The sequence below is a fragment of the Actinoplanes xinjiangensis genome (assembly GCF_003148685.1).
Lineage (GTDB): Bacteria > Actinomycetota > Actinomycetes > Mycobacteriales > Micromonosporaceae > Actinoplanes > Actinoplanes xinjiangensis.
Genome location: NZ_QGGR01000025.1, coordinates 87905 through 101277 on the forward strand (window position 1 = coordinate 87905; position 13373 = coordinate 101277).

Here is a 13373-nt window from a genome sequence, read left to right on the forward strand (position 1 = left end):
TCCGCCTCGAAGGGTCACGCGAATGGACAAGCCGCACCACATCTTCGGCCGGACCCGCGAGTGGAACGGTCTCGCCACTTTCGTGACGAGGCCGCTGGAAGCAACGCAGGGCGCCGCCTCACTCGGGGTGGTGAGCGGCCGGCGTCGTCAAGGCAAGAGCTACCTGCTACAGGCAGTTGCCGAGGCGACCGGCGGCATGTATTTCGCGGCCACCGAGGCCACCGAGGCGGAGTCGCTCCGACTGTTCGCCGAGGCGCTCTCGCGGCACACGCGTGAGTTCGTCGAGACGCCGTTCCGCGACTGGAACGACGCGATAGCGCACATGTTCCGCGCCATCAGCGGCAAACCGACGGCCGTCGTCATCGACGAGTTCCCATTCCTGTCCAAGGTCTCCCCGGCGCTGCCGTCGATCATCCAACGCGAACTGGGCCCAGGAGGCAGTGGCCGAACGAGTTCGGTCCGGCTGGTGCTGTGCGGCTCGGCGATGTCGGTCATGGGAGGTCTCCTGGCCGGCCAGGCGCCGCTGCGCGGCCGGGCCGGCCTCGAACTCGTCGTTCAACCGTTCCACCACCGGGAAGCCGCGGAATTCTGGGGCATCACCGACCCCCGTCTCGCCGCCCTGGTCCACGCGGTAGTCGGCGGGACACCCGCCTACCGCCACGAGTTCACCCAGGGCGACAGCCCGACCACGATCGAAGACTTCGACGCCTGGGTGATCCGGACCGCACTCAATCCGCAGACGCCTCTGTTCCGGGAGGCGCGGTACCTGCTGGCGGAGGAGTCCGCCATCCGCGACCCGGCCCTGTACCACTCGGTGCTGGCGGCGATCGCCGCCGGCAACACCACCAACGGCGGGATCGCCAATTTCATCGGGCGTAAGTCCGACCACATCACCCATCCGCTCAACGTCCTCGAGGACTGCGCACTGATCGCCCGTGAACCCGACGTGTTCCGACCGGCCCGAGCCCGCTACCGGATCGTGGAACCGCTGATCACGTTCTACGAGGCGGTCATGCGCAAACGCTGGGCGGAGCTGGAGATCCACCGGGCCGAGCAGGTCTGGACGACCACCAGGCAGACCTTCCTGACCCAGGTCGCCGGTCCACACTTCGAGGCGCTGTGCAGGGCATTCGCCCTGGAGTCCGGCTACGCGGCGTTCCCCGAGCAGCCATCGGAGGTCGGGTCCGGCACGGTCAACGACCCGGCGAACCGCACACAGATCGAGATCGACGTAGTCGCTCTCGCCGCCCAGCATCCGAACAGCCCCCGGCGCATCGTCTCCCTGGGCGAGGCCAAGTGGGGTGAGGTCATCGGCCACCGTCATCTCGACCGGCTCGTGAGAGCACGTGCCCTGCTGCGACCGATGGGCTATGACACCGACAGCACGGTGCTCGCCCTCTACGGCGGAGCCGGGTTCACCGAGGAACTGACGGCGGCCGCCGCAGAAGACGATCGAATCCTGCTCGTCGACCTCGACCGCCTGTATTCGTAGATGGTTCGGGTTCGAGTCCCGGACGGTCCACCATCTGGTTGATCATCATATTTACCACCATCGAATAATGCATGGTGCGAGCCAGGTGGGGTTCGTGTGGTGAGCCGGTATCCAGCGTGTGGTCGCGGCGGGTAGCTCGGGTCTCGGGCTCGCGCGTCTTCTCTGCCTGGCGTGGTGTCGATAGCGTGTGCTGGACCTCGGTGAAAGTAGGACTCCAGTGGAAGATCTTGATGCTGCGGAGGAGTGGCTGGATTCGTGGGTATCGCAGGTTGATGCGCGGGCCGAGCGCAGTGTCGAGTTGTCGCGGCGGGTGGCGGCATTGACGGGTTCGGCGGAAGGCCGTGACGGGGCGATCCGGGTGACCGTCGGATCGTCGGGCCAGGTGGAGGCCCTCGATCTGGACGACCGGGTGCACGAGTTGCCCGGCCCGCGGTTGGCGCGTGAGATCGTCGCGGTGATGCGGCGTGCGCAGGCCGTGTTGGCGGCGCGGGTGGCCGAGCAGGTGCAGGCGACGGTGGGTGCGGACAGCGAGGCCGGCCGGGCGGTGATCGGTTCCTTCGAAACCCGCTTTCCGGTTCCGGACAGGCCGGACGAGCGATGAGCGCCGGGATGCGGTTCCCTGTAGAGGCGGTGCGGCAGCATGCGACCGCGGTCGGCGAGGTCGCTGAACAGATGGCGGTGGCCCGGTCGGCGGTGCGTGAAGTCGGCATGGACCGGCAGGCGTACGGGGAGATCTGCCAGTTCCTGCCGGGCTTGCTGGAGCCGTTGTTCGGCGGCGCTGTCGAGGTGTTGAACGGTGCGGTGGACGCCTTGTCGGAGACGGCTCACAAGCTCCGTGTCACCGCCGCGACGATCGAAGCCGCGGACGTCGACAGTGCGCGGGGATTGACTGAGGCGGGCCGAGGGCCTGAGCCGCTGTTGTGAGTGACAATCCGCTGGTCGCGCGGGTACAGAGTTCGACGACCTGGTCTACCGGGCTGGGGTTGGTCGAAGACGCTCGGCAGGTCAGCGACGGTATCCGGAACAACAGTTGGGTTGATGCCACGCTCGGCGGGGTCGGCGGGAGCCTGGATGCCCTGACGGTGGCGGTGGATCCGCTCGGGTCGCTGTTCGCCTGGGGTGTCGGCTGGTTGATGGAGCATGTCAAGCCGCTCAAGGACGCCTTGGATTGGCTTGCCGGGAAGCCGGATGAGATCGCTGCGCATGCTGCGACCTGGCGTAACGTCGCTGCGTCCGCGACGGAAGCCCATCAGCAGTACGCTGCCGCGGTTCGCATGCAGACCGCTGACTGGTACGGCGCCTCCGGTGACGCCTACCGCACTCATGCCGGCGAGCAACTCGCCGCAGTCGACGGGATAGCGACGGTCACGAGCGCGCTCTCGTACGCGGTCGAAGGCGCTGGTCTGCTGGTCGGGCTGGTCCGGGAGATCGTGCGTGATCTGATCGCCCAGTTCGTCGCGACGTTGGCGGTGCGGTTGCCGCAGTGGCTGGCCGAAGCAGGGGTCACGCTCGGTCTGGCTACTCCGGTGGTGGCCGCTCAGGTCGCCACCCTGGTCGCCAAGTGGGTCAATCGGATCCAGCATTTCATCCAGGCCTTGTTCAGCAGCCTGCGCCGCCTGAACGGCAAACTCGGCGAACTCGCCGGCATCCTCGACCGCCTCAAGCAGCTACTCGCACGACTCAGCCGCAGCGACCCGGCGAACTCGGCAGCACCTCGCGGCGTGAATTTGTACTCGCGGTCCGGAGCATTGTCGAATCGTGAGGTCCTTGAGCAGAACGTCGGTCTACCGCGAACGGCGGACACCGTCCAGCGTTATGCCGAAATGGCCAGCGTTGATTTTCGGGGAGTGCCCGTCGAAGTCGTCGAGAGCGCCGATGATATCGCCTACCTGGATTTTCAGGGTGCCGTTGCCAGGACCGACTCGCTCGGCGTCCAGCTGGGCCCTGCGGCGTTCCAGGATGAGGAGACGTTGGTGCGGACTCTCGGTCATGAAAGTGTGCATGTCCGTCAGCACGAGGATGGCCGGATCACGACCATGACCGGGCCGTTGGAGGATGAGGCATACGGGGCTGAGGAAGGCTTCGTCGAGACATGGAGGAGGAACCGCGCATGACCCGGCTCACCGTCGAGCGAGTACACCGCTTGTCGAGCCGCCCCTGGCTGTTCGTCACCGGGCAACTGGAGGGCGACGCTCTACGCGTCGGCGATGAACTCACGGTCCTGGACGGTGACACACCTTCCGGTCGTGCGGTGGTGAGGTCCATCGAAATGCACGCCGCAGCGTCCAAGACCACGGTTGCCGTCGACGTAGACGTCGTTGACTCCGTTCGCGAAGGTGCGGTGCTGGCCAGGAAGTGACCCACCCGCCCCGCGTGCATCACGATCGCAGCCCGCAGTAGCAGTAAGATCGCGTTCCGGAGTGCGGGATTATCGGAGCGGTGACCAATGACGTCCAGATCCCCCAGCGGCGTCGAGCACGGCCCTGCGGTCCCGGCGACCAGGTTCGTCGGCCGGCAGGCCGATCTGGAGAACGTCCGGCGACGCCTCGCGGAGAGCCGCCTGGTGACACTGACCGGGGTCGGCGGCGTGGGCAAGACCCGGCTGGCCGTGGAGCTGACCCGCACACTCGGCCGGGCCTTCCCCGACGGCATCCGGATGGTCGACCTGTCCGCCGTCGGTGAGACCGGGCAGATCGCCCAGGCCGTGGTGACCGGGCTGGCGGTGATCGACCGGTCGATCGGTACTCCGGAGAGCAAGCTGATCGGTCATCTCACCGGCCGGCAGATGCTGCTGATCCTGGACAACTGTGAACACGTCGCCGAGGGCTGCTCGGCGCTGATCGAGGAGATCCTCGATCACACGGATCAGGTGCGGGTGCTGGCGACCAGCCGCCGGACGCTCGGCGTCCCCGGTGAACACCTCTATCCGGTGCAGCCGCTGGCCGTACCGGACATGTCCCGGCTTCCCGGGGCGGCGGACCTCGCCGCGGTCGACGCCATGCAGCTGCTCGCCGACCGGGCGCGGGCCACGCAGCCGGACTTCGCGCTCACCGACGCCAACCTGGCCGCGGCCGCGCGCCTGTGTGTCCGGCTCGACGGGTTGCCGCTGGCCATCGAGCTGGCCTGTACCCGGCTGCGCAGCCTCTCCCTCCAGGAGCTGACCGAGCGCCTGGAGGCCCGGCTCGACGTCCTCACCGGCCCGGTCACCCGAAGCGGGCAGCGCACCCGGAGCCGGCAGCACACCCTGCGCGCGGTCATGGACTGGAGCCACTCGCTGTGCTCGCCACGCCAGCGGCTGCTCTGGGCGCGGCTGTCGGTCTTCGCGGGCAACTTCGATCTGCGGGCGGCCGAGGCGGTGTGCTCCGGCGACGGCCTGCCGCGCGACGACGTGCTCGATGAGCTCGACCAGTTGGTGGCCCAGTCGGTCGTGGCGGCCGAGCCGACCGGGACCACAGTGCGGTTCCGGCTGCTGGAGACGATCCGGCAGTACGGTCGGGAACGCCTGGCCGAGCTCGGCGAGCTGGAGAACCTCCGGGAGAGGCATCTCGAGCACTACCTGACGACGGCCCGGCAGGTGGCGGCCGGCTGGGCCACGCCCGGCCAGCGTGAGGGGCTGCTGCGGCTGCGGTCCGAGTACCCGAACCTGCGCGCCGCCCTCGACCACGCGCTGGCCGAGCCCACCGACGGCCGGCGTGCCCTCGAACTGGTGACCGCCCTGCGACAGCTGTGGTACGCCGACGGCTACCTCAGCGAGGGACGGGACTGGCTCGAACGGGTCCTCGCGGCGGCACCCACCACCGAGACGCCCGAGGATCGGCGGGCGCTCGCGGACGGGCTGTGGGTGGCCGCGTGGGTGACCCTCCTGCAGGGCGACCACGAGCGGGCCGCCGCCCGTATCGACCATTGCGAGTCACTGGCCGACCGGCCGGGGCCGGACCGGGCCGCCGGATTCGTGAGCGCGCTGCGCGGCACGTCACTGCTGTTTCGCAACCGTCTTCCGCAGGCGCAGGCCGCGTACGAACAGGCCGTGGTCGTCTTCCGGAGGATCTCCGACACCGAGGGGCTGTTGTGGACGCTCTTCCAGCTGGCCATCACCGCGTCGCATCAGGGCGACAGCGCGCGGGCGGAGCGGATCTGCCGGGAGTCGATCGAGCTCAGCGAGGCGACCGGCGAGCGTCTCTGCCGTTCGTACGCGATGTGGGTGCTGGGGTTCGACACCTGGCGACACGGTGACGCCCGGCGCGCCGAACAGATCGTGGCCGAGGCCCTGGCCGGGCACCGGGACTTCCACGACGCCGTCGGGGTCGCACTCCTGATCGAGCTCGCGGCGTGGATCGCCGACACCAGGGGCGAGCTCGCCACGTCGGCCCGGTACCTGTCGGTGGCCGACGCGGTGTGGGAGTCGATCGGCACCCGCCTGACCGCGTTCGGGCCGCCGTTGCAGGAGCACCGGCTCGCCTGCGAGTCCTCGCTGCGGGCCCGGCTCGATCCGGCGGCGCTCCGGGCGGCTCGCAAGGTGCCACGCTTCACCAGCGTGGACGACGCGATCAGCGCGGTCCTGGACCCGGAGCCGGCTGCCCCGCCGGCCGTCAAGCCGTCCGTGCTGACCGGCCGGGAACGGGAGATCGTCCCGCTGCTGGCCGACGGGCTCAGCAACCGGGAGATCGCCGCCCGGCTGGTGATCTCCCCGCGTACGGTCGACGGCCACGTCGAACGGATCCTGGCGAAGCTGGGCTTCTCCACCCGTACCCAGGTCGCTGTGTGGGTCGCCCGAAACGGGTAGCCGATGGGGTGGAACCACCCTCCCCGCCTTGTTTCGAACATGTGACGCTCGCCACCCGTCGCATTTCGACAAGGAGGCCAGCTGATGACAGTCACCCAAGGCCGAGCTGCAGAGTCCGGCCGTGCCGTCCCGTTGCCCCCGGGGCGCCTGCACATCGGCGGGCAGTGGCTGCCGGCCGCCGACGGCCGTACGGCGCCGATCCTGGACCCGGCCACGGGCGTGGAACTCACCCGGGTCGCGGTCGCCGGCCCGGTCGACGTCGACCGGGCGGTCACGGCCGCCCGTAAGGCGTTCGACGACGGGCCCTGGGCGCGGATGACGCCGCGCGAACGGGGCCGCAAACTGTGGCGGGTCGCCGACCTGCTGCGGGCCCGGGCGACCGAGTTCGCCCGGCTGGAGTCGCTGGACGTCGGCAAGCCGCTGGCGTTCACCACCACGGTCGACATCCCGACCGTGATCGACACGTTCGAGTACTACGCCGGTCTGATGGCCGGGCTGGAGGGCGCCACCCGGGCCACCGCGGCGCCGTCGTTCGCCTACACCCGGCGCGAGCCGATCGGCGTCGTCGCCGCAATCACGCCGTTCAACTTCCCGGCCATTCTGTCGGCGACCAAGCTCGCGCCCGCACTGGCGGCCGGCAACACCGTGGTGCACAAGCCCGCGCCGGAGACACCGTTGAGCGCGCTGCTCTTCGCCGAGTTGCTGGCCGAGGCCGGCCTTCCCGACGGCGTCTACAACCTGATCACCGGGGACGGGCCGGCCGGCGCGGCGCTGGTCGCCCACCCGGGCGTCGACAAGATCGCTTTCACCGGCTCGTCGGCGGTCGGTGCGCGGGTGGCGGCACAGGCCGCGGCGACGCTGAAGCAGGTCACGGTGGAACTCGGGGGCAAGGGCGCGAACATCATCTTCGCCGATGCCGATCTGAGTGCCGCGATCGAGACCGCCGTCGGCGCGTTCGTCTTCAACACCGGCCAGTTCTGCATGTCCGGCAGCCGCGTGCTGGTGCAGCGGCCGGTCTACCAGGAGGTGGTCGAGGCCCTCGGCGCCGCCGCGGCCCATGTCCCGGTCGGTGACCCGTTCGCCGAGGGCGTGGTCGTCGGGCCGATGGCGGGCCCGCTCCATCTCGCCAAGGTCGTCTCGTTCCTCGACGAGGCGGCGTCCTCCGGCGCCCAGGTTATCGGCGGGCAGCGCCCGGACGGCCCCGGTTTCTTCATCCGGCCGGCCGTCCTGCCGCACGTGGCGCAGGACTCGCCGCTCGTCCAGGAGGAGGTCTTCGGCCCGGTCGTGACGGTCCAGCCGTTCGACAGCGAGGAGGAGGCGATCCGCCTGGCCAACGGCACCCGGTACGGGCTGTCGGCCGGGCTGCAGACCCGCGATGTCAGCCGGGCCCATCGCGTCGCCGCGGCGCTGAACGCCGGCATCGTCTGGGTGAACGGCTGGGCACTGCTCGACCCGGCGATGCCCTTCGGCGGGACCGGTGCCTCCGGCTACGGCCGGGAGAACGGCCCCGAGGGCCTGAACGCCTACCTGCGCACCAAATCGGTCGTCGTCAACCTGGCGTGACGCGGTCACGTGGAAAGGACATCACCCATGTTCAAGACGAAGGCAGCGGTGGTCGAGGGCCCGGGTGCCCCCTTCACCGTCGCGGAGGTCGAGCTTGCCGACCTCCGGCCGGACGAGGTCCTGGTACGCATCGTCGCGGCCGGACTGTGCCACACCGATCTGGGCGTGCAGGCGGGCGGCATCCCGTTCGCCCTGCCCGGCGTGCTCGGTCACGAGGGCGCCGGGGTGGTCGTCGAGACCGGCGCCGCCGTCACCCGGGTCGCGCCCGGCGACCAGGTGCTGCTGAGCTTCACCTCATGCGGGACCTGCCCGTCCTGCCGGGGCGGGCACCCCGCCTACTGCGACACCTGGGTGCCGCAGAACCTCATCCTCGGCCGGCGCTCCGACGGCGAGCCGACCATCACCCGTGCCGGGAAGCCGATCGGCGGCCGGTTCTTCGGCCAGTCGTCGTTCGCCGACCACGCCATCGCCGACGAGCGCAGCCTGGTCAAGGTGGCCGCGGACGCGCCGCTGGACGTCCTGGCCCCGCTCGGCTGCGGGGTGCAGACCGGCTTCGGCACGGTGTGGAACGTCCTGGCGCCGGAACCGGGCAGCACCCTGGCGGTGTTCGGGGCGGGCGCCGTGGGGCTGGCCGCGGTGCTGGCGGCGGCCGGACTGCCGCTGGGCGCGGTGGTCGCCGTCGACCGGGTCCCGGCACGGCTGGACCTGGCCCGCGAGTTCGGGGCCACGCACACGATCGACAGCCGGACCGAGGACCCGGTCGCGGTGATCGCCGAGGCCACCCGGGGACGGGGACTCGACTACGCCATCGACACCACCGCGGTGCCCTCCGTGGTGCGTACCGCGATCGACACGCTCGGGATTCGCGGCACCTGCGCGGTCGTCGGCGCCCCGCCGGCCGGCACCGAGGTCGCCTTCGAGGTGCAGAACCTGCTGCCGGGCAAGCGGATCGTCGGCGTCACCCTCGGTGACGCCGAGCCCGAGACGCTGATCCCCCAGCTCGTGGAACTGCACCGGACCGGTCGGCTGCCGCTGGAGAAGCTCATCCGGCACTACGCCCTGTCCGAACTGGACGCGGCGGCGAAGGACATGCACAGCGGCCGGACCGTCAAGCCAGTGATCAGAATGGATACCTGAGATGCCCGTCGACGACGCGACCGCGGCCTTCCTCGCCGCGATGGCCCAGGCCGGCCCGCCCGTGCACGAGCTCGATCCGCCCACGGCGCGGGTCGCCACCGGGGCATTGCAGCCGCTGTACGGGCAGGGCCCGGAACCGGACTCCGTCGAGGACGTCAAGCTCGCCGTCACCGGCGGCACCATCGAGCTTCGGGTTCTCCGGCCGTTCTCCCCTCGCGGCGTACTGCTCTACCTGCACGGTGGCGGGTGGGTGATCGGATCGATCGAGGAGTACGACACCCTCGGGCGGATCCTGGCCGCCCGGACCGGGATGACGACCGTGCTGGCCGGCTACCGCAAGGCGCCGGAGCACCCCTACCCCACCCCCGTCGAGGACGCCTGGGCCGCGCTCGCCTGGACTGATCGGCACCGCGCCGAGCTGGCCTCGGACGGGGCCCCGCTGGTGATCGCGGGCGACAGTGCCGGCGGCAATCTCGCGGCCGTCTGCGCCCTGCGAGCCCGCGACGCCGGCGGGCCGCACCTCGACGCTCAGGTACTCGTCTACCCGGCGACCCGGCTGGACAGCGAGTACCCCTCGTACCACGAGCCGGAGTGCCAACTGCTGCTCAACTCCGACAGCATGCGCTGGTTCCTCGACCACTACATCCCCGTGGAGCGGCGAGCCGAGCGGGACGCCTCACCGGGCGGTGCCGAGACTCTCGCCGGGCTGCCGCCGACGGTGTTGCTGACCGCGGAATTCGACCCGCTGCGCGACGAGGGCGAGGAGTTCGCGGCGCGTCTGGAGGCGGCCGGGGTCCCGGTGCGGGCGCGCCGCTTCGAACGGCAGATGCACACCTTCTTCCAGATGGTCAACATCCTGCCGGGCAGCGCCGAAGGCATCGACTACGTGGTGGACGGCCTGGATCGGCTGTTCCCGCGTTAGCCACGGTTTCGGAGCCGGCCCCGCCTGGGCCGGCTCCGGTCGTGTCGCCGGGGGGTGGTTCGGTCGACGTCACTCGTGCCGGGTACATGGTGTGCGTCGCTTTTCCCCTGCGCCTAGAGTTGCCTCGGGCTTGGGCGAAAGGCGACGATGGCGAAGCTGTTCCTGACTCCGGACGAGGCGGTTCTCTGCGAGTTGGTCGGGGTTCGCGCCTTCCTCCAGGCACGAGCAGCGCTGGCCGAGGGAGAGATCCTCAGGCCGATGATCGGCGCGGCCGGCCCTGCGGTCGGTAAGGTCCGGGCCGGCGGGGTGGTGACCGGCGAGGTCGTCTTCAACCCGGAGCCGACCCTGGACGGCTTCTGCACCTGTCCCGACGCTGACTGTGTCCATCTGATTGCGCTGATGCTCGCCGTCCAACAGGACGACGAGCAGGCCCCGAGCATGCCGGCACCGGTACCGGCGCAGCGCCGCCCGAAGGCCGGCCGATGGGAGTCCCAGCTGTCGGCACGGCTGCGCGACCTGGCCAGGACACCGCCGCTCCCGCAGTCCTCGGAGCCCGGAATCGGCCTGCAGTTCGAACTGGTGGACGCCTACCTTCCACGGGTACGCAGGACAGGGCAGCGCATCTCGATGCGCCCCGTTCTACCGGGACGTAAGGGCTGGGTGCGGACCGGAATCAGCTGGCACTCGCTCGGCTACGCCGGGGGGCGATCATCGCATCTGGAACATCACCGCCGGCTGCTCACCGAGATCGCCACACTGTCCGGCTCCCCCGCTCACCACTACAGCGGTGCCGGCGCGAACATCTACCTCGACGAGTTCAGCAGCCGAAGGATCTGGGACCTGTTGGCGGAGGCGCAGGAATCCGGCTTACCGCTGATGGAGCACGGCAGGAACGCCCGGCCGGTGGTCGTGGCGAACCGCCCGGCGCAGGTGTCGATGCAGGTAGACGATTTGGATGGTGACCTGTCACTGCAATCCGTGCTCCAGATCGACGGAACACCGGTCGACCTGGAGAGCACCCTTTTCGTCGGTGAGCCGGCGCACGGCATCGCCTCGTGGCGCAGACGTGGCGCGGTGGAGTCGGCTGAACGGGTCCTGCGTCTGGCTCCGCTCGCCGGCCCGTTGCCCCGTGCGGCCCGGAAGGCTCTGGCGGCCCCGGCCATCCGGATTCCCGGCGAGCAGCAGAAGAGATTCTTCGCCGAGTTCTACCCCGGCCTGGTCCGGCAGATCGAGGTCGTGCCGGTCGGGCCGACCGTGAGCCTGCCGCCAGTGGGTGCTCCGGTCCTGACCGTGACGTTGAGCGCCGAACAGGCGCAGGATCTGCGGCTGTGCTGGGAGTGGGTGGTCGAGGTGGGCGACGGGCGGCACGGCGAGCCGCTCTGGTCACCGAATCTGCTCAACGAGCAGGCTGACCTCGTACGACGAGTGGCCGATCTTGTCGGGCCACGCCTGCCCGGTCTGCTGGAACCTGGCCCGCAGGGTCCCCGCCTGGCGGCTGAATCAGTGCTGGTCGGCGACGCGATGATTCATTTTCTCAGTACGGTGTGCCCCGAGCTGACCGGCCTCGGCGTCGCGGTGGTGAAGCCGGACGACTGGGACCTCCAGGAGAGCGAAGCGGCGCCGGTGATCACGTTCACCGATGCCTCGCAACCCGGCGAATGGGACTGGTTCGACCTGTCGGTTCGCGTCGAGGTCGGCGGCGAGCAGGTCGACTTCGAGGCGCTCTTCGTCGCGCTCGCCCGGGAACAGGAGTTCCTGATCCTGCCCGCCGGCGTCTACTTCGGCCTGGACCGGCCCGAGTTCCGGCAGTTACGCGAGCTGATCGCCGAATCCCGCGAACTCACCGACAGTCCTCCGGGTGTACTGCGGGTCGGCCGGTTCCAGGCCGGCGTCTGGGACGAACTGGGCGAGTTAGGAGAGCTGGCCGGTCAAGCCGCGGATTGGCAACGTGCGGTGGCCACCTTGAGCCGGACCGGCGTGCTCCTGGACCAGCCGGTGCCCGCCGAGGTGAACGCCGAGCTGCGCCCGTACCAGCAGGAGGGTTTCCGCTGGCTGGCCGCGCTGCACGACAACGGCCTGGGCGGGATCCTCGCCGACGACATGGGCCTCGGTAAGACGCTGCAGGCGCTCGCTCTGCTGTGCCATGCCCGCAAACACGGTCGCTTCCTGGTCGTGGCGCCGGCCAGTGTCGTGCACAACTGGGTGGCCGAGGCGGCCCGCTTCGCCCCGGACCTCGAAGTCGTGGCGATCACCTCGACCGCGACCCGGAGAGGTTCCGGTCTGGCGGAGGCGATCGGACAGGCCGACGTCGTGGTCACGTCGTACACGCTCTTCCGCCTGGAGTACGACGACTACGCGCTGCTGGACTGGGCCGGACTCGTACTCGACGAAGCGCAGTTCGTGAAGAACCCGCAGTCACAGGCGTATAAATGTGCCCGCCGCCTTCCGGCGCCCTTCAAGATCGCCATCACCGGTACGCCGATGGAGAACAACCTGGCCGAACTGTGGGCACTCTGCTCGATCGCGGCCCCTGGCCTGTTCCCCCGCCTCGATCGGTTCACCGAGTACTACCGTCACCCGATCGAACGCGACCGTGATCAGGACCGGCTGGCTCAGTTGCGCCGCCGGATCCGTCCACTGGTGCTGCGCCGCCGCAAGAGCGAGGTGGCCGCCGATCTGCCGGCCAAGCAGGAACAGGTGGTGGAAGTCGATCTGGCGCCCGGGCATCGCAAGGTCTATCAACGTTACCTGCAGCGGGAGCGCCAGAAGGTGCTGGGCCTGCTGGGCGACCTGGAGAAGAACCGTTTCGAGATCTTCCGCTCGCTGACGCTGCTGCGGCAGGCCAGCCTGGACGTGGCGTTGGTCGACGAACAGCACCGTGCGGTCTCCTCCACCAAGCTCGATCTCCTGGTGGAGCAACTCACCGACATCGCCGCGGAGGGGCACCGCACCCTGGTGTTCAGCCAGTTCACCCGATTCCTCGGCAGCGCTCGCGACCGGTTGGAGCAGGCAGGCATCACCTGCGCGTACCTGGACGGCACCACCCGCGACCGCAGGCGGGTGGTCGAGGAGTTCAAGACGGGCACCGCACCGGTGTTCCTGATCAGCCTGAAGGCCGGCGGGTTCGGCCTGAATCTGACCGAGGCGGACTACTGCATCCTCCTCGACCCGTGGTGGAACCCCGCGACGGAGGCCCAGGCCGTGGACCGGGTACACCGCATCGGGCAGACCCGCAACGTGATGGTCTATCGCCTGGTGGCACGCGACACCATCGAGGAGAAGGTGATGGCGTTGCAGACCCGCAAAGCCGAACTGTTCGCCGGAGTGATGGACGGCGGGGAATTCTCCTCCGCCGGGCTCACGGCCGCCGACATCCGTGAGCTCCTCGTTTAGACGTCCAGGGCCATATCCCGAACACGGGCGTTACCTGCGGTCAGGGCCTCCCCGGTGACGTCACCGGGGAGGCCCTTTCCATC

General features: G+C 69.7%; 10 protein-coding genes. All 10 read left to right on the forward strand.

Translation table 11 applies throughout. The features are described from left to right. Positions 1-22: 22 nt before the first annotated feature. The 10 genes from BC793_RS37780 (at position 23) to BC793_RS37825 (ending at position 13290) form a co-directional block, all read left to right on the forward strand. Positions 23-1492 (forward strand): AAA family ATPase, encoded by a 1470-nt coding sequence (locus BC793_RS37780; RefSeq protein WP_109601405.1) that lies wholly within the window; start codon positions 23-25, stop codon positions 1490-1492. Positions 1493-1679: 187 nt separating this feature from the next. After that, the gene (locus BC793_RS37785; protein ID WP_109601406.1) at positions 1680-2093 is read left to right on the forward strand and encodes a YbaB/EbfC family nucleoid-associated protein; all 414 of its coding nucleotides are present in this window, start codon (positions 1680-1682) and stop codon (positions 2091-2093) included. Beyond that, on the forward strand, positions 2090-2416 hold the full coding sequence (locus BC793_RS37790; RefSeq protein ID WP_109601407.1) for a type VII secretion target: 327 nt from the start codon (positions 2090-2092) through the stop codon (positions 2414-2416). Before BC793_RS37785 ends, BC793_RS37790 begins: the two co-directional genes overlap by 4 nt. Beyond that, on the forward strand, positions 2413-3606 hold the full coding sequence (locus tag BC793_RS37795; RefSeq protein WP_109601408.1) for a WXG100 family type VII secretion target: 1194 nt from the start codon (positions 2413-2415) through the stop codon (positions 3604-3606). Before BC793_RS37790 ends, BC793_RS37795 begins: the two co-directional genes overlap by 4 nt. Continuing rightward, positions 3603-3851 carry a hypothetical protein gene (locus BC793_RS37800; protein ID WP_109601452.1) on the forward strand — a complete coding sequence of 83 codons (249 nt, stop codon included), beginning with the start codon at positions 3603-3605 and terminating at the stop codon, positions 3849-3851. Before BC793_RS37795 ends, BC793_RS37800 begins: the two co-directional genes overlap by 4 nt. 87 nt (positions 3852-3938) lie before the next feature. Further along, positions 3939-6275, forward strand: coding sequence for an ATP-binding protein (locus BC793_RS37805; RefSeq protein ID WP_109601409.1), 2337 nt, complete (start codon positions 3939-3941; stop codon positions 6273-6275). Positions 6276-6359: 84 nt separating this feature from the next. Next, positions 6360-7838 carry an aldehyde dehydrogenase family protein gene (locus BC793_RS37810; protein WP_109601410.1) on the forward strand — a complete coding sequence of 493 codons (1479 nt, stop codon included), beginning with the start codon at positions 6360-6362 and terminating at the stop codon, positions 7836-7838. A gap of 27 nt (positions 7839-7865) precedes the next feature. Next, positions 7866-8975, forward strand: coding sequence for an NAD(P)-dependent alcohol dehydrogenase (locus BC793_RS37815; RefSeq protein ID WP_109601411.1), 1110 nt, complete (start codon positions 7866-7868; stop codon positions 8973-8975). Position 8976: 1 nt separating this feature from the next. Further along, the gene (locus BC793_RS37820; protein WP_109601412.1) at positions 8977-9897 is read left to right on the forward strand and encodes an alpha/beta hydrolase; all 921 of its coding nucleotides are present in this window, start codon (positions 8977-8979) and stop codon (positions 9895-9897) included. Positions 9898-10044: 147 nt separating this feature from the next. Beyond that, a complete protein-coding gene (locus BC793_RS37825; protein ID WP_109601413.1) occupies positions 10045-13290 on the forward strand; it encodes a DEAD/DEAH box helicase in 3246 nt (1081 codons plus the stop codon). The last annotated feature ends 83 nt before the right edge of the window (positions 13291-13373 follow it).

Bases quoted from the DNA above. Each gene is read 5' to 3' on its own strand.
- BC793_RS37780 (WP_109601405.1), top strand. From the start codon at position 23: ATGGACAAGCCGCACCACATCTTCGGCCGGACCCGCGAGTGGAACGGT.
- BC793_RS37790 (WP_109601407.1), top strand. From the start codon at position 2,090: ATGAGCGCCGGGATGCGGTTCCCTGTAGAGGCGGTGCGGCAGCATGCG.
- BC793_RS37800 (WP_109601452.1), top strand. From the start codon at position 3,603: ATGACCCGGCTCACCGTCGAGCGAGTACACCGCTTGTCGAGCCGCCCC.
- BC793_RS37805 (WP_109601409.1), top strand. From the start codon at position 3,939: ATGACGTCCAGATCCCCCAGCGGCGTCGAGCACGGCCCTGCGGTCCCG.
- BC793_RS37810 (WP_109601410.1), top strand. From the start codon at position 6,360: ATGACAGTCACCCAAGGCCGAGCTGCAGAGTCCGGCCGTGCCGTCCCG.
- BC793_RS37815 (WP_109601411.1), top strand. From the start codon at position 7,866: ATGTTCAAGACGAAGGCAGCGGTGGTCGAGGGCCCGGGTGCCCCCTTC.
- BC793_RS37820 (WP_109601412.1), top strand. From the start codon at position 8,977: ATGCCCGTCGACGACGCGACCGCGGCCTTCCTCGCCGCGATGGCCCAG.
- BC793_RS37825 (WP_109601413.1), top strand. From the start codon at position 10,045: ATGGCGAAGCTGTTCCTGACTCCGGACGAGGCGGTTCTCTGCGAGTTG.